Genomic DNA, 14,467 nt, shown 5'->3' with positions numbered 1-14,467 from the left:
AAAATGACGGCGATCCGAAAAGTTGGCCGATCCCCAACAGGATCGCGCCGGAAACGAGCAACGCCATCCCGCGCGCTACGCATCCCGCGATACCCCATTTGGCAACGAAGGACTTTGCGAAGCGGGTAGTCGTGACCATGACCAGCCCGACAGTCGCGAAGGCCAAGCTAAATCCGATCTCGGAATAGCCGGCTTGGCCTATGAGAACACGGGGGGCTGTCGAGAAGAAAACGAAGAATGTGCCCATGCCGGCACTAAATCCGACTGTGTAAACCCAAAAGGCCGGACTCGCGAAGATCGGCAAAACAGATCGTTGCGTTTTGGCCTGATCCAACGGTCGGGTTTCATGCCACCTGAAACTGGCGTTCAAGAGTGCGAGCGAAGCCAGTGCAGCCAGTGTGATGAAGATCGCCTGCCATCCCCAAAACTCGCCGATCAGCGCACCGGCTATAGGGCCGAGCGCAGGCACGAACGCCAGCATCGAACTGAAAAGGCCGTAGATGACGGCACCTTCGGGACGATTGGCATATACGTCGCGCACGGTCGCGAAGGTAGCCACCAGCATGGCCGATGCTCCAACTGCCTGAACCAGACGAAACGCAACAAAGGCTAATGCAGTTGAAGAACAAGCCGCTCCCAGAGACGCAGCAACGAAAGCCGTTGCGCCTAGAAGCAGGATCGGCCGTCGCCCGACGCGATCGGAGAGTGGCCCAAAGATCACTTGGCCCACACCGAGCATCACCATGTAGAGGCTCAACGTGAGTTGGATTATGGACGGAGTCGTGTTCAGGACGCCCGGCATCGCCGGAACGACTGGAAGATAAATATCCATCGCCAGCGAGGCGAGGATGTCGAAGGGAGCCATAAGCAGCAAGGCTGCCGGCAGCGTATAGGCCCACGCGGGGCGTGTGGTGGTCATGACGAATCAACCGCTCGATTAAGGATACCGGGCAGCGTCTGCTCGTCAGCAATCAGATGGGATTGGTCTTACAGAGCGCCGCAACAACAATTCTGATGTTGCGGCTTACTTGTCTGCTGACTTGGAACTTCCCATGCTGATGACTCCACGATTACGAAATTGAATAGCAGTCTCTTATCGGATTAGCTGTTGCGTCGCAATGCGGTATCGTTGGCTCCTATAGCCCCAACCCCCGCTGCCGTCCTAACTGCCACGACACTGAACCGCCCTGAACGATACCCGCGACCTCGCGGCCGAGCTGGCGGTCGATGACTGGCCGCCATGGGACAAGGGTGAACTCGTAGCTCTTTTCCACGATGGCGAACTTGCCGCTCGTTAGCTGGACAGTCCCGGTGAACCTGCCGCTGATGCTCTCGCCATCCTTGGCGGCGCGGAACGGCAGCGCCTTGCCCTCGGCCATCTCCGCACCGGCGCGGGCGACTTCCCGCTCGCGCAAGGTCGCAAGAAGATTGCGCCGATAGAAGATTCGGCCGTCCCGGCTGCGTGTGGCGTCTCGCTGTTCGATGTGATGCTCGCGGCGCTGGTCCATCGCCTCGCGGACCTGTTGGCCGAAACCGGCCGAGGCGAGATCCGATGCGTCGGCGGATAGCAACCGCCTGTCGAGCCAGGTGGCGCCATCCGCGCCGATCTGCTTTTCAAGGTCGAAGGCCGACAGGACGCGAACGCTGGCCTGCCGATTACGGCCAGCATCATAGGCGGCGGTGCGGCTCTCGAAATCGTCGGGGATGCGCCATTGGTCGGCGTCGATCCGCTCGGCGATCCCGGCCCGGCGCAGCGCCTCCAGCCGACGGACATGGGCATCGACATAGCCCTCATAGTCGCCCCCCGGAACACGGCCCTCGAACTTCGCCTGTTCCAGATGGCGGCTCGGACGATAGATGCCGTCCTCGGCGATGGCCGCAATGCTGCGGTCGGACGGTCGAGCCGTTACCTCGACCTGGCCGATCTGGACGACGCTGCCGATGCGGGCATCCTCCAGCCGCTCGGGCGCGATACCGGCGATGTGATGGGTGCGACCGTCGATCCCGTCCACCACAACGGTCAGGTTCTCCCCCAGCTCGTCGGACAGGTGCTTGTCCACGATGCGCCCGACGATAGGCGTCTCGGGCGCTCCGTCATGGATTTGAAAGCTCATGGGATCGCGCTCGCTAGCCTCGGAACCAAGCGCCTTTTGCATGGTGCGGATGATGTCGCCGCGTTCGCCAAGCTCGCGCAAGGTCGGTTCCATGTCCTTGCTCAACTCCCAAACGCCGGGCGCGTGTTCGGTCGCCAGCCCCATCTTCTCCAGCTTGCCCAAGCGCCGTAGGCGCAATGTCCGCTCGAACTGGCGGCGCGGCTCGGTCGGTTCGTGGCGCAGGTCGAGGAAACGGGCATCGGCGTCCCCGGCCATCGCCTCATCGATGCGGGTGAAACGGTCCCTGTCGATCTCGGCGGACAGTTTGCGGGTCTGCTCGATCTCGGTGACGGGGCCGAGTTCAAGGCTGGCAAGCTCGCTGGCGCGCTCGCGCAGGCCGGCGGAAAGATAGTCGCCGTTGATGACTAGATCTCCGCCCATATCGTCGCGGCCGTTGACGATGATATGCACATGCGGGTGGCCGGTGTTGTAGTGGTTGACGGCGACCCAATCGAGTTTCGTGCCGAGGTCGGCTTCCACCTGTTTCATGAAATCGCGGGTGTAGGCCGTGAGGTCCGACAGCTCCGCGCCGTCCTCGGGCGAGACGATGAACCTGAATTGATGGCGGTCGTCTTTGCCGCGCGCAAGGAAGTCGTCGGCGTCAGCACGGTCCTCATGCGCCGAATAGAGCTGGCCGCGCTCGCCGTCGCGTGACGTGCCGTCGCGCTGGACATAGCGCAGATGCGCGCGGGCACGGCCGCCCCTCCACGCGGCCCGGACGCTGCGCTGCTTGACGATGACGCGGCGGCTGCCGGGCTGGCGATGATGCCATTGGCCGGAGATATTGCGGGCGCGCACGAAGCTCGCGCCCCGGCCGCGCTTCACGCCCTTGCCGCTGGCGACCACGGCACGGGACCGGCCCGGCGATGACGGGCGGGCGGATGACGGCATGGAAGGATCGCGGGAGGCTGCTGCCTGATGCTGCCGGGTGATCTTCTTGACCTGCGTGAGAAAGCTCTTGGTCTTGCCAGCCTTCGGCGTGTCGGATCGGATGCGGCCGGGCTTGGGGCGGAAGCGGTTTTCGTCATCGGCGCTCATGGGCGAGGTTCCAGCCAAAAATGCCGAAAACAGGCCAAAATGGACCTATGGTGCCGCTCGAAACCCTGCAAAGCCAAGGCTTTGCACGAAATCGCGGCACGCGGGGTCAAAAATCGTGGTGCCGCTTGCGGCTCCCCTAACCAGTGTGCAGACAACAATAATTTCCAGAAGCGGCCCGACATGGTGCCGTCTTCTTTAATCTTGCCCTCCGCCCTTTCTGCCCTTTCTGCCTTTTCTGCCCTTCCTGCCGAGAATCCAGCCGGGCGCAAACCTGCCTGACTAGACACCGGAATGAGCGCCTCCGAGCGCGGGAACGCCGTCCTCATGGCATTTCCGAACCGCTCGCGTCGGCGACGAAAATGCTGTCGCCCCTTGACTCCGCATCGACGGGATCGCGCGCCGGAACGGCCGCGCGGCCGTCGCCTGATTGCGCCTCGGACGGCAGCGCGGCGACAGCCCGCGCGTCGCCCGGACGCATGACGAACAGCGGTGCCTCGCGCCAATCTGGCGGCGGTGGCGGTGCCGATGACGGCGGTTCGGTTGCAGTCGCGCCGAGTATCGGCGCGAGCGCGGCGACATAGGCCCGCGTCTCGGCCGGCAGAGTGCGGTCGGTCGCAAGGTATTCGTCATAGCGGCCGGGGCCGGCATTGTAGGCCGCCAGCATCGCCGAGACATTGCCGTAGCGGTCGAACATTTCGCGCAGGTAGGCGGTGCCGGCGAGGATGTTATCGCGTGGGTCATAGGGATCACGGCCGAGGCCATAGCGGATGCGCAGGCCCGCCCATGTGTCGGGCATCACCTGCATCAATCCCATCGCCCCGGCTGACGAAACCGCCCGCAAATCGCCCGCACTTTCGGCGCGCAGCACGGCGCGAATCCAGTGCTCGGGGATGCCGAACCGCTGTGACGCCTCGGCGATGTGGGCCGCATAGGGATGGGCGACTGACGGGCGTTCGACGGGCACGGATTGCGCGACCGCGACGCCCGATCCGGCGCAGACGGAAAGCGCGCCGGCCAGTATCAGGACGGCATAATGCCATGCCGACCTGTCTCCGCTTCGCCGCCAGCCTGCCAGCGTGCTCGCTGCGGTCAAGGGCAAGACGCAAGCGTCGGCCGTCTGGTCGCCGAGCGGGACGAATGGGGTGAGCGGTGACGGCGGCAGCGCCGCCGGCAAAATGCTCCGGTGGAGCATTTTGAACCGCGAACACGGCTTCGCGAATAAAGGGATGCCGATCTTTGACCGGATGGCGGGCCGGACGCGCTCGGCCGTCATTCCTCATCCTCGATCTTCCGGGCGTGCTTCCAACGCAGGGTCCAGACCGAAGGATCGTCGTTGGACTGGAACAGTTTGGCGCGGATCGGGGACGGGAAGATTGGCCCCTCCAATCGCATCGACACGAACTCGCCAGCGTTCTCGCTGGAGTCTTTCCATGCGGGGCCGGCGTCCGGGCCGTCCTCGCTATCGAGGCGCACGCGATAATCGGGCGCGTTTTTCACGTCGCTCGGCTTGGCCGGGACGATGAACAGCTTTTCGTGGAGGCCGAACGAATGAAGCTCTCCCGCATAGCCGGTTTCGGTGCGGGTGAAGGTGCCTATCTCTGCCATGGGAAATCTCCTGCGGTTGGTTCTCGGGGGGGGGCAGTGCGTCGGCGCGCGCCACTCGTAGCGGCCGACGCCTTCCTCATCGGTCCAGAGCGGGACCGCTCGGCCGATGACGGAAGCTGCGGGGATGGGTCCGAAATACCGGCCGTCGAGGCTGTCGCGGACTTCCCAATTCATGAGGAAAAGCTGGTCGTCGCCGATGACGCGGCAGCCCCGCCAGACGGGCAGATCGCGGCCGAGGCTGTCGCGCTCCAGCGCCTCGCCCATCTCGATCCCGTCCACCGTGATCGCGGATCGCAAGCGGCAAACCTGTTGCCCCGGCAGGCCGACGACGCGCTTCAACAGCGGGACGCCGCGCGCGATATAGCCGCGCTCGGCCATGAAGGCGGCGAGCGGTTCGGGCGGCATTACGGCGACCAGCTCGGGCACGTCGAGCGCGTCGGCCGGCTCGACGGTGTAGAAGCCGATGGGCGCGCTGGCTGTGGCGTTCCAGATGAGTTTCACGGGCCAATCGGCGGCGCTGGTGGCGGCGATGCCGATGACGGCGAGCGCCGTCACCGCGAGGGTGCGGCGGCGCGTCATGGCTCGATCCTTCGGCGATGAAGCCAAGCGGCATGTCGCTTGGGCGTGTAGGCGTGCGGTTCCAGATTGGAGGTCAAACGGTTGTGGACGTGCCGCCAGTGATCCGGCGAGGCATCGGCCGGATCGAGGCCAAGTGCGTCCACGGCGTCGATAGCGACAAGCGCACGTTGCACCTTGGGCCAGCCGTCGAGGCGCAACAGGATTTCGCCGCCGGGGCGGACGAAGGGCAATGTCTGGAACGGCTGGCCGCGCCCGATTGCCCGCACGATGTCGATGCGGGAAACGACCGTGCCATGGTCGCCCTTCGCCCATCGGACGAAGGCGAAGACGCTGCCCGGCGCGAAGCCGACGACACTCCGGCGGCGGTCGATTATCTGTTCATAGCTTTTGCGGCCGAACCTGATCCAATGCTCGATGCGGCGTTTCTCGAAAGTCAGTTCGACCAATGTGGTGAAGGGCGCAGGCCCGTCCGGCAGCGGACGGCCGTGCGCGCTGCGATGGGCGCGACGGGTCATGGTTCGTCTCCGGCGATGTGCTGGTGGGGATTGCGCGCGTGCGCTGCGTCAACGGCGGGCATCATTGCTCGTCGTTCCCGGCAGAACCGGCACCACGCTTCGCCTGCGCGTGCGTCAAAGAAAAAGAGTTAGATTCTCTGTTAGATAAGTTAGCGGTCGGATTCCGCTTTTCAGGCCAAAGCGTTAGCTGCGGTTCATGCGCCTGATCTGCCGATAGTCGTGCGCCTGATGTGCCGATACCCCGTGCGCCTGATCTGCCGATGGCATTAACAGGGTTATCAACAGTGCCTGTTGACGAATTATCGGGGCGGATGCGCAGCAGCTCGCGGCCGTCTTCCCGCTCGATCTGGAGCAGATAGCCGGGGAGTTGCTGGCGGGCCGCGATCCGGCGCAGGTCGAGCGCGAAGTCGGACGGCCGCGCGAGGCTGCCGGATTTCTGATGAAGGTGCGCGACCTCGAAAATCCAGCCATGGCGCTGGTGCCCGGCGTGCTTTCGGGCAACGCGGTAAAGCCATCGCTCGATGCCGCCAGTCAGCCGGAAATAGGCCGGGTCGATGGTCAGGACCAGCGACCGGTCGATGACGCTGTTGTAGAACCATTCGGGCAGGACGAACTCCATGCCCTCGACGCGGCCCGCGCGCGTCGTCATTTCCTCCCACTCGTTGATCCATGAGAATTGCCGGCGACGCCAATGCGGGCCGTTGCGGATCGTGGTGGCGATGACGGTCGATTGCAGCCGCGCCAGCGCGGCTTTCAGAAGCCGGTATTGGTGGTTACCGGTCGGTCGCCCAATCGCGCGCAACAGATGGTAGGGGGTGAAGCGGACAAAGCGCGACGTGGTGAGGCCGTTGTTCTCGGCCGCGACGATCTGCGAGGCCGCCCATATGAGCACATCGGCGTCCCATATGGTCGCCATGCCGTGCTCGGGCAGCCCGAACACCTGCACCTCAATGTCGGCGACCTTGTAAAGAATCGGCTTGGTGCGCGGGGTCTTCGCCAGCGAGAAAAACGGCCGTTCCATTAAATCGCGCTGGTCGCGCGGCGGCGCGTCGCCCGTTGCTACCACGAAGGGGTCGAGGCGGCTGCGCTCGCTGTCTTCGATCGGGCGCGCGGGGTCGTGATCGTCCTCACGCAGCATCTAGCAGTCGCCCCGTTCTTCGGGCGTGAGCGGACGCGCGGGAAAGACGGTGCCGGCGGTCTTGTCGCGGGTGGATTTACGTTCGCCGACCGCGCTCCAGTCTTCCAGATCGCGGACGGTGTAGAGGACACGGCCGCCGACCTTGCGATAGGTCGGGCCGGTGCCGTAGGTGCGATGCTTCTCAAGGGTGCGGATGGATATGCCGAGGAAGCGCGCGGCTTCCTTGGTGCGCAACAGGCGCGGCGGCAGGCCCGCAAGCGGATTTGCCATGGATCACCTCCAGTCGGGATTGGGCTGCCGGAGGGCGGCAGCGGACTGTGGCGAACCATGGCGAGGGATCGGCGGCGCGTAGCGTGCCGCATTTGCGCCTATGCGCTGGCGGCACCCCCTTCGGGGCGGTGCGCTGCCAATAGATGAGGAATTTCAGCGGCTCGTCGCCCGCCACGCCGAAAAGCCGGAGACATTCCCGCGCGGTTCGGTTAAGAATCGCAGCGGAGCAGACGCGCTGCTCTGGGGCGTCGAAACCCCTCACGAATGGCCGGTGCCAGCCAGAACGGCACCAACTCCTTGACCTTATGGTCGGGGAGCCTGTGGCGTATACAACAGGCTTTCCGAGCTAAAGGCCATGGGGCCGTTTCGTGACGGTTTCGAACTCCCCGATCACCAAGAGTCAGAGAGAATCGTTTGCGGGGGCGCACCGCAGACAAGCTCTCTCGGATACGGGGAATGACCATGCGGGTTCCCGTCGAACTCGATGCAGATGTGGACGATGAAGCGCCGACCGGCGACACCATAACCGTCTATGACGAACGACATTACATCACCTATCTGCGTTTGCTGGATGCGAAGGCCGAGGGCGCGGACTGGAAGGAAGTCGCGCGGATTGTGCTGCACCGCGATCCGGTCGCCGATGAACTTCGCACGCGTCGTTGCTGGCAAAGCCATCTCGAACGCGCGCAATGGCTATCGCGTGAAGGCTATCGGAAGATTCTGGAGCAGGCAGCAGCCAATAAGGCGTGAGGGTCACGTCTCCTGATCAACGCTTGCCGGGCTTGATCGGGTAGTGAAGCAGCAGGCGATAGCCGCCGCGCATCATCTTGATACCGTGCGCGACCAGGCGGCGGGCTTTGTTCTTGCGGGGGTCGGTCTCGAAATCCTCCTTGGTTCCGCGAAAGCCGAGCAGGACTTCGGCGATGGTGCGATAGCTCTCGCCGCGCCGCCGGGCGTCGAGAGCGCGCAAGGACAGAATATGCCATTGTCGGAGTTGGGCGGGAACGGCACGGAAGTCGGGCCCGGGCGCACGGCCGTTGAGGGACCGCCAAAGACGGCGGGCGGCGTGGGCGCGCAGTTCCAGAAAGGAATCCATCGGCAGGGTAGCGGCATAGAAGGCGGCTGAGTCGGGCACAGCCTCGGGCAGCCAGAATTGATGTTTGACGCCATCCACCTGCCAAATACCGTGCCAGCCATCAGCGGCGCGGCGCAGGTCGAGACCTTCAAGATGCGCCAACATCAATATCGGCTCGGTGTCGTCGTTTTTGTGATCGACCGGGGACAACATCACGGCTTGCGGTTGAAGGCCCGGACTCCAGATCGGCGATTGCCGGTCATGCGGCGCGTCGGGATCGCACGGGAAATCGCAACCCCCAGCGATGCGCGAACGCTTCAAGGTCGCGGCTACCCGGCTGTCCGGTCAATGCGATGGTCTGGCAGTCCCGACGATATTCGTCGTTACGGCGCAAATATTCCCAAGCGAAGCCAGCGGCTGGAATGTGTTTTGTGTGCCCGTATGCCGCCGGAGATCGCCAATCGATGCTGAGCATGGCGTCACCTCCCCAAGCCGGGATGCTGGGCAGCGCCCGGCAAAAAGAGGTTCAAGGATCACCGGAAATATAGAAGCCGCTCAAAGCAGATACCTTGAGCGGCTAACCCGATCATTCTTTGGTGTTTTTAGCTTCGCAACAGCTGGTGCTTTCGAGATGCCTGCCCGTATCAGCACGGACAGGCAGTCATGTTTTCACCTGTTGGAAAACACATGGACCTCGCCGTGCGCCGTCTCGATAGTGAACAGATCGCCGCCCATCTCGGCGTCGCGCGCCATCCCCTCCCAATCGACATAGTAGCGCAGCGCCTCTGGGATCGTGACGCTCTCGGTGGTCAATTCCTCCATGTAGTCGGCGAGGCTGGCGAACTGACCATGATAGCAATCCTCCAACGTGCATTCGGCTTGGTCCATGTCGCCGCTGAACTGCTCCAGCAGGCCCGCGCCAAGTGCGCCATGCTCTGCGATGAAAGTCGCCACCCGCGCCACGATGTCGATGCCGGCATATTCCGAGATGCTGACGCCCTCGAAGCCCTCGTAATCGTGAATGGCGTATTCCTCCGCGTCCTCGACAGGGGAACGGGCAAGCATCGCGGCAATCGCGTCCCTAATCTGGTCCGCGTCCTGATCCGCGTCGATCCAAGCTCCGTGCAGATGGCCGTTGTTGTAGGCGGCGAGGCAAGCGATATAGATGCGGGGGGTGCTGTCGGATACGTTGGTCATGTCTCTGATCCTCGGGTCTGAAGGTCAGCGAAGCGGAACGCCGCGCCTGACCTTCTGGCCGTCGCCGAGACCGGGTGTGCAAACGGAGGGAGGCTTCGCGGGGAACCGGCTGCACGGAGCGCGTCACGCGCGGAGGAAGCTGGGCGGAAGCCTTTCGAAGTGCGCCGAGGGCAGAGCCCTAAGTTACCGAACTTTTTTCCTGCCAGATCAACTACACGTCGAAACCACCTTGGCGTGCGATTGGCTCTTTCACGAAGCTGTCGGCATCCAAGCCAGCTTGGCGCAGGAATGGTGCCTCGGAAAGCCGTGCATACAGATTAAGCATCCGAGTTTCGGCACGTCGGATAAATGTTTCATAGGCCATGGGGATAATCTTGGTCCGCCCTTCCTCACGGACGCCTTCACGCGGCGTTAGTCGCGATCCCAGGACAAAACAGGTCACACGCGTAGAATCGTCGATCAATCCGTGAGTCTGCAATTCAACGACATACTTCCATGCTTGGTTCTTCTGATCCATGCCGATAGGAATGCCGGGCCGCTTCAACTCGACAACAATCAAGTGCTCCACGCCAATAACTTCGTGCTGCTCATCGAACGCGGGGCGGGCAAACAGTCCTACACTGCTATCGGGTAGAATAACGAAGTCGGGCCGGTTCAGGCTGCCCTGTGCGGTTCCGCCAAGCAACCGTCTGATAACCTCCGACATGCCGCGATTCGACGTGAACTCGATGCTTTCGAACTCAGGACCGAATACCCATAGACTCCGCTCAATAAGAGGCTGAAGCTCGCGGACTTCATCGGCGCGTTCATCGCGAAGCTTTTCGTGCAGTTCGCCGATCAGCCTCAGTCGATTCTGGATTTCATCTAGCGCCAGCTTAGCGGTCGCGACACTCCAATCTGCGAGAATGCCGTCCAATTGGTCCAGCTCGCCTGGTTGAAGGCCATGCAGTCGCGCCAGCAAGCTGTATTGGGACGACGACGCCTCCAAATTAGCAAGAATGCCAGCCACTTGATCAATCTGTTCGGGAGAGATGCCGGGGCAGGTATCGATGACTTGATCGACAAAGCTGTTCCACCGCTCACGCGCGCTCGGAGCTATCCTGACGACGGTCGAAGCATAGCGTTCGCGAACCGCCTCCTTGGCTTCCGAACGCCGCTCGAAATTGAACGCAGCAATTTCTTCGCGAATTTTGTCCTGTACGGCGATCTGAGTCTTCTTCCAGATTTCATTGTTGGGCTGGAACCCCGACCAGTCTGGCAGCACGGCATCGCTGTCCGCCAAGAAGTCGGCAAAGACGATGAACGTGAAGCGCTTGGCTTCGCTCGTCCGCCCGTCGAGCACGCGTTCATAGTCGGTGCCGCGCCAGCCGCAATCACCGACCAGCCGGTTGTTGACATGCCAAGCGATGCCGTGCTGCCGCGTTGTCCGGTCGGCCCGCTGCGAGTCGATCATGAGGATTGTCGCACGACCGATATCGGGGATATCGACGAAGCTCTCCCGCAAAAAATCCTGGGGAATGTCATCGAAAGTGACGGGCTGGCTGTCCACCGACACCTTGAAGTTCGGGTCTGTCAGAAAGCGTGTTCCAAGCACCTCTCGAACATCAGCGGCGCTAAGCCGTAGCCGCGTCGATTCTACCGCGCGAATTTCCACACCGTGCCCGGTGCTCTGTTCACGCTTAATGATTTCCCAATCGAAGGGGCGCTGCCCGCCCCTGGAAACCCGATAGGCTACTTTTTCGCCAGCGGCCTCTATGATTATTTCATAGGGATTGGAGAAGGCGAAGCCGCCGTGCCGCCCTCTACCATTGCGTCCGTATACTCGGCGCGGCGCCAGTTCGGGGAGTTCTGTGGGGGGTGAGACATACTCGCCCTCGGCCTTTACCCGATTATAATCAAAGACGCCCCAGCGCTGCTCGAACTGCGCGGCGGTCATGCCGCGACCGTTATCCTTAATCGAGAATTTCCGGGCACCGTCATTTGTCGGCCAAGTTATGTCCACCTCTGTCGCGTAGGCATCCCAAGCATTCGCGACAAGTTCGACCAAGGCGACCGAAAGATCAGAAATGATCGGTCCAGCATGGCGGTCCAAGAAACGCTGATCAAATGCCAACAACTGCTGTTCGGATGCCATCGCCCACTCCCCCTTCGCCTTCTTTAGCAGTTTCGGCGATTACTGCCGATCAAGTCGTCGATAATATTTCCGCTGATTGTTGGCAGGATCGGTCCAGCAGAAACAATCGGCAAGCGCGTCCACACTTTGCAGAACGCCGAGCAAGGCATAGGCGTTGAACGGATTGCCTGCGCCTGTCTCATAGTGGCTGACATAGTTCGCCATGATGGAAGGCATGTGGTGGTTCTGAAGGTCGGCGACCTGTTGAGCGGAGAGGACGCAGCGCCCCGCCGCCTGATAGAGCGCGACCGCCGCCGTGATCGCGTCCACATACGTGGACAAGGTACGCTTGTCCCCCCGCGTCGCGTAATCGGGCGGCACCGGAACCTCTAAACGGGTGATGATCTGGCCGAGCTTGTATTCAAGATACTGGCGGACAAACGGTTCACCGATATCTATCTGCCCCGCATTCAGATATTGCTCCGCCTGCGCCTTCAGGCGATCCGCCTGTTGCGTGGCGATCATTAGCCGCCCACGGGGCGGCATGCCTTGTAGCTTTTGGTGATTCCACTCCGTCGTGCCGTTGAGCCGGTCAAAATACTTCTCAAGGCTCGTATCATGGCTGAGGATGATGAATTGAAGTCCGCCGGGCAGACCGTTCGCCGCGCCAAAGCGCAATTTCGTCCGGATCGTATCCATCAGGCTGAACTGATGTCCGGCATCGAAACTTGACGTCACATCATCCAACACCATGAAGCGCGGTACGCCCTGTTGCCGGGTAGCCGCCGCCATGAAGATGGAGGCGGCGACGGCATTGCGGTAGCTCTCCGACAGGAGCGCCCGCGCGCTTTGGTTTGGAAGGCCGAAGAAATCGGCGAGCTTCAAATCTACCTGTTCGGTATTCTGCGCCCGGTTCAGCGTCGGCCGCACGTCCGGACCCCCGCGCACCAGATGCCCGAAAAGCTCCTGACAACTAGCCTGAATATCCGTGATGCGTGCATTGGCGAGCGCGCTTTCCGCCGTTGCGAACTGCCCGGCTACGTTCGTGATGAACGTCTTCCAGCGATTGAGCTTTGCGAGCTTGGCCCGTTTGGCCGCGAGCGCCGGAAGGGTCCGCTCGTATTCGTTCATGGCGTCGCGGAATTGCTTGGCCTGCCCAAGGGTGCGGGTGACGGCGACCAGCGACGGCGGCAAGCCGGCTTGCAGCGTCGCTATCTCGGCATTGATTGCCGTGAGCACGTCAACCCGCTTCGCTTCGAGCGCGCCAAGCGCATCCTTTGCGCGTTCCAGGTCCGCCGTCGAAACCGACGACTGGCGCGCGGCCAGCGTCAGGACCGGCGCGATGCGATCAGCGTCCACAACGCCAAGACGCGCCTGCTCTTCAAGCTGCCGGAGCTTGCCAACGCATCCCGCGCTCTGCACCTGCCGTTTCAGCTCCGCGTCGAGCTGATCGGCCTCGTCGTAAAGCGCGATCTTCGCTTCCAGTTGATCCTGAAGCGGCCCGTCGCCAGCCTTTTCGCAGACAGGGCAGACCTTCGGATCGTGCCAGTCCGCACTGTTCACAACCGACAGCGCGCTTTTCAGCAAGGCGTGCAGGCTGGCGGCACCGACGTTGCGCATCGCATCGTCGCGCGCCTTGGCCGCCGTCACCAGCGCGTCGATCTCGGCAAGTTCCGCCGCCGAGACCTGCAAGCCGCCGAGCGTCGTGACGGCGGTGTTGAGGCCGTCGAGAGTTTTCCGCGCCGCGCCGCCTTCTTCCTGATCGACGATCTTTTCAGCGGCGTCAAAATCGAAGTCCATCACCGAGGCGTTGGCGAGCAACGGCGTGAAAAGCGCGATGCCCGCCAATCCGGCCGTCACCTGCGCTTTCAGCGCGGCTGTATCCGCCATCTGGCCACCGGCCACGCCGGTCACTTCCTGATGCGCGGCGAGGATGCGCTGTTCAACAACCCCCAAGGCGCGGTTTTCGGCGGTCACTTCGGTGTGAAGCGTGGACAGCCCAAGATCGCCATTGATGTTGCGGGTGTTCTTGGCCCCGTCGAGCGCCTGGCGGAGCTGGGAATACCGGCTCATGCCGACCAGCGAGGCGAAGGAGCGCCCGCGCTCCAAGGCCGAGCAGTCCACGAGGGAGGCAAAGCGCGGGTAATCGACCAGCACGAAATCCTCGCAAAGATCGGCGAGGAAGCTGCCCGGATCGGCGTGGCCGGAAGGAGACGTGACGACCCGTCCGCCCGCCGCCGTCCGGGTGACGGTGATCGACACATCGGGCGTGCCGTCATCGCTCTTGAAAACAAGGGCGACCGTCGCCTGTTGCGCCGGATGGAACTTGTTGACGATGTAACTGGCACCCTGTTCGGCGTCCTGCATCCCTTCCAGGCGCGGCACCGTGCCGTGCAGGGCAAAGTGCAGCGCTTCGAAGATCGAGCTTTTTCCGACCCCATTGGGCGCATGGACGGAATTGACGGCATCGTGCTTGAACTTCAGCACGAGGGGATCGCCGTCATTATTGATGCCGCGAAATCCCTCAATGGCGGCGGAAGCTAGAAAATACCGGCTCATGCCGCAGGCCCTTCCGGCAGGCCGTCGAGCGCGGCGAGGATCGCCCGGTTGAACTCCTGAACGGCCTGACGGGTGCGCGTCGCATCACCGTCGCGCGCGAGCAGGGCCAAATTGTCGAAAAGAATGCGGGCGCAATCGGCATCGATGCGCTCCGCTTCCGCCCGGAAACGGGCAAGGTTGTCCGAGAATGACAATGCCGGATCAAATTCCATACGCCCCCCAATA

14 protein-coding genes and 2 pseudogenes are annotated in these 14,467 nt (G+C 62.6%); 1 reads left to right on the top strand and 15 read right to left on the bottom strand.

Annotated features, from left to right (window positions below):
• The 9 genes and pseudogenes from cml to QPR87_RS03880 all read right to left on the bottom strand — a co-directional run.
• A partial coding sequence (gene cml, locus QPR87_RS03915; protein WP_285048424.1) for a CmlA/FloR family chloramphenicol efflux MFS transporter occupies positions 1-919 on the bottom strand: 919 nt, incomplete at its 3' end.
• Between the two features lie 217 nt (positions 920-1,136).
• Positions 1,137-2,369 carry a DUF3363 domain-containing protein gene (locus QPR87_RS03910; RefSeq protein WP_502921594.1) on the bottom strand — a complete coding sequence of 411 codons (1,233 nt, stop codon included), beginning with the start codon at positions 2,367-2,369 and terminating at the stop codon, positions 1,137-1,139.
• 174 nt (positions 2,370-2,543) lie between these two features.
• Positions 2,544-3,044, bottom strand: a pseudogene (locus tag QPR87_RS23725) (relaxase/mobilization nuclease domain-containing protein); the annotation flags it as partial.
• Between the two features lie 469 nt (positions 3,045-3,513).
• Entirely contained in the window at positions 3,514-4,464 is a 951-nt protein-coding gene (locus tag QPR87_RS03905) for a lytic transglycosylase domain-containing protein (protein WP_285048423.1), read from the bottom strand.
• On the bottom strand, positions 4,461-4,796 hold the full coding sequence (locus QPR87_RS03900) for a DUF736 domain-containing protein (RefSeq protein ID WP_018426330.1): 336 nt from the start codon (positions 4,794-4,796) through the stop codon (positions 4,461-4,463). Before QPR87_RS03900 ends, QPR87_RS03905 begins: the two co-directional genes overlap by 4 nt.
• Positions 4,797-4,832: 36 nt before the next feature.
• Positions 4,833-5,375 (bottom strand): annotated as a pseudogene (locus QPR87_RS03895) (S26 family signal peptidase); the annotation flags it as partial.
• Complete coding sequence (locus tag QPR87_RS03890) at positions 5,372-5,890, bottom strand: DUF2840 domain-containing protein (RefSeq protein ID WP_285048422.1); 519 nt, start codon at positions 5,888-5,890, stop codon at positions 5,372-5,374. The pseudogene QPR87_RS03895 and the gene QPR87_RS03890, both read right to left, overlap by 4 nt.
• Positions 5,891-5,951: 61 nt before the next feature.
• Positions 5,952-7,028, bottom strand: a complete 1,077-nt coding sequence (locus tag QPR87_RS03885; RefSeq protein ID WP_285048421.1) for a replication initiator protein A — start codon at positions 7,026-7,028, stop codon at positions 5,952-5,954.
• A complete protein-coding gene (locus QPR87_RS03880) occupies positions 7,029-7,298 on the bottom strand; it encodes a helix-turn-helix transcriptional regulator (RefSeq protein WP_127520390.1) in 270 nt (89 codons plus the stop codon).
• Positions 7,299-7,754: 456 nt separating this feature from the next.
• Here QPR87_RS03880 and QPR87_RS03875 point away from each other — a divergent pair, with 456 nt between their 5' ends.
• The gene (locus QPR87_RS03875; protein ID WP_502921592.1) at positions 7,755-8,048 is read left to right on the top strand and encodes a DNA -binding domain-containing protein; all 294 of its coding nucleotides are present in this window, start codon (positions 7,755-7,757) and stop codon (positions 8,046-8,048) included.
• A gap of 16 nt (positions 8,049-8,064) precedes the next feature.
• Here QPR87_RS03875 and QPR87_RS03870 read toward each other — a convergent pair whose 3' ends face one another.
• From QPR87_RS03870 to QPR87_RS03850, 6 genes are all read right to left on the bottom strand, one after another.
• Positions 8,065-8,694, bottom strand: coding sequence for a DUF2285 domain-containing protein (locus QPR87_RS03870; RefSeq protein ID WP_285048419.1), 630 nt, complete (start codon positions 8,692-8,694; stop codon positions 8,065-8,067).
• Complete coding sequence (locus QPR87_RS23595; protein WP_084684087.1) at positions 8,633-8,848, bottom strand: transcriptional regulator domain-containing protein; 216 nt, start codon at positions 8,846-8,848, stop codon at positions 8,633-8,635. Before QPR87_RS23595 ends, QPR87_RS03870 begins: the two co-directional genes overlap by 62 nt.
• Before the next feature lie 194 nt (positions 8,849-9,042).
• Positions 9,043-9,570, bottom strand: a complete 528-nt coding sequence (locus tag QPR87_RS03865) for an antirestriction protein ArdA (RefSeq protein WP_285048417.1) — start codon at positions 9,568-9,570, stop codon at positions 9,043-9,045.
• Positions 9,571-9,781: 211 nt separating this feature from the next.
• Positions 9,782-11,704, bottom strand: coding sequence for an ATP-binding protein (locus tag QPR87_RS03860; protein ID WP_285048416.1), 1,923 nt, complete (start codon positions 11,702-11,704; stop codon positions 9,782-9,784).
• A gap of 39 nt (positions 11,705-11,743) precedes the next feature.
• Positions 11,744-14,242 (bottom strand): AAA family ATPase, encoded by a 2,499-nt coding sequence (locus QPR87_RS03855; RefSeq protein ID WP_285048415.1) that lies wholly within the window; start codon positions 14,240-14,242, stop codon positions 11,744-11,746.
• Entirely contained in the window at positions 14,239-14,454 is a 216-nt protein-coding gene (locus tag QPR87_RS03850; protein ID WP_176074708.1) for a hypothetical protein, read from the bottom strand. Before QPR87_RS03850 ends, QPR87_RS03855 begins: the two co-directional genes overlap by 4 nt.
• Between the last annotated feature and the right edge of the window lie 13 nt (positions 14,455-14,467).

Origin of the sequence: Paracoccus sp. SSJ (genome assembly GCF_030234105.1) — a bacterium.
Classification (GTDB): Bacteria; Pseudomonadota; Alphaproteobacteria; order Rhodobacterales; family Rhodobacteraceae; genus Paracoccus; species Paracoccus denitrificans.
This window is presented reverse-complemented; position numbering and strand designations above follow the sequence as displayed.

Coding starts and splice junctions, on each gene's coding strand:
- QPR87_RS03885 (WP_285048421.1), bottom strand. CDS start 7,028: ATGCTGCGTGAGGACGATCACGACCCCGCGCGCCCGATCGAAGACAGC.
- QPR87_RS03875 (WP_502921592.1), top strand. CDS start 7,755: ATGACCATGCGGGTTCCCGTCGAACTCGATGCAGATGTGGACGATGAA.
- QPR87_RS03865 (WP_285048417.1), bottom strand. CDS start 9,570: ATGACCAACGTATCCGACAGCACCCCCCGCATCTATATCGCTTGCCTC.
- QPR87_RS03910 (WP_502921594.1), bottom strand. CDS start 2,369: ATGGCCGGGGACGCCGATGCCCGTTTCCTCGACCTGCGCCACGAACCG.
- QPR87_RS03855 (WP_285048415.1), bottom strand. CDS start 14,242: ATGAGCCGGTATTTTCTAGCTTCCGCCGCCATTGAGGGATTTCGCGGC.
- QPR87_RS23595 (WP_084684087.1), bottom strand. CDS start 8,848: ATGCTCAGCATCGATTGGCGATCTCCGGCGGCATACGGGCACACAAAA.
- QPR87_RS03900 (WP_018426330.1), bottom strand. CDS start 4,796: ATGGCAGAGATAGGCACCTTCACCCGCACCGAAACCGGCTATGCGGGA.
- QPR87_RS03880 (WP_127520390.1), bottom strand. CDS start 7,298: ATGGCAAATCCGCTTGCGGGCCTGCCGCCGCGCCTGTTGCGCACCAAG.
- QPR87_RS03850 (WP_176074708.1), bottom strand. CDS start 14,454: ATGGAATTTGATCCGGCATTGTCATTCTCGGACAACCTTGCCCGTTTC.
- QPR87_RS03860 (WP_285048416.1), bottom strand. CDS start 11,704: ATGGCATCCGAACAGCAGTTGTTGGCATTTGATCAGCGTTTCTTGGAC.
- QPR87_RS03905 (WP_285048423.1), bottom strand. CDS start 4,464: ATGACGGCCGAGCGCGTCCGGCCCGCCATCCGGTCAAAGATCGGCATC.
- QPR87_RS03890 (WP_285048422.1), bottom strand. CDS start 5,890: ATGACCCGTCGCGCCCATCGCAGCGCGCACGGCCGTCCGCTGCCGGAC.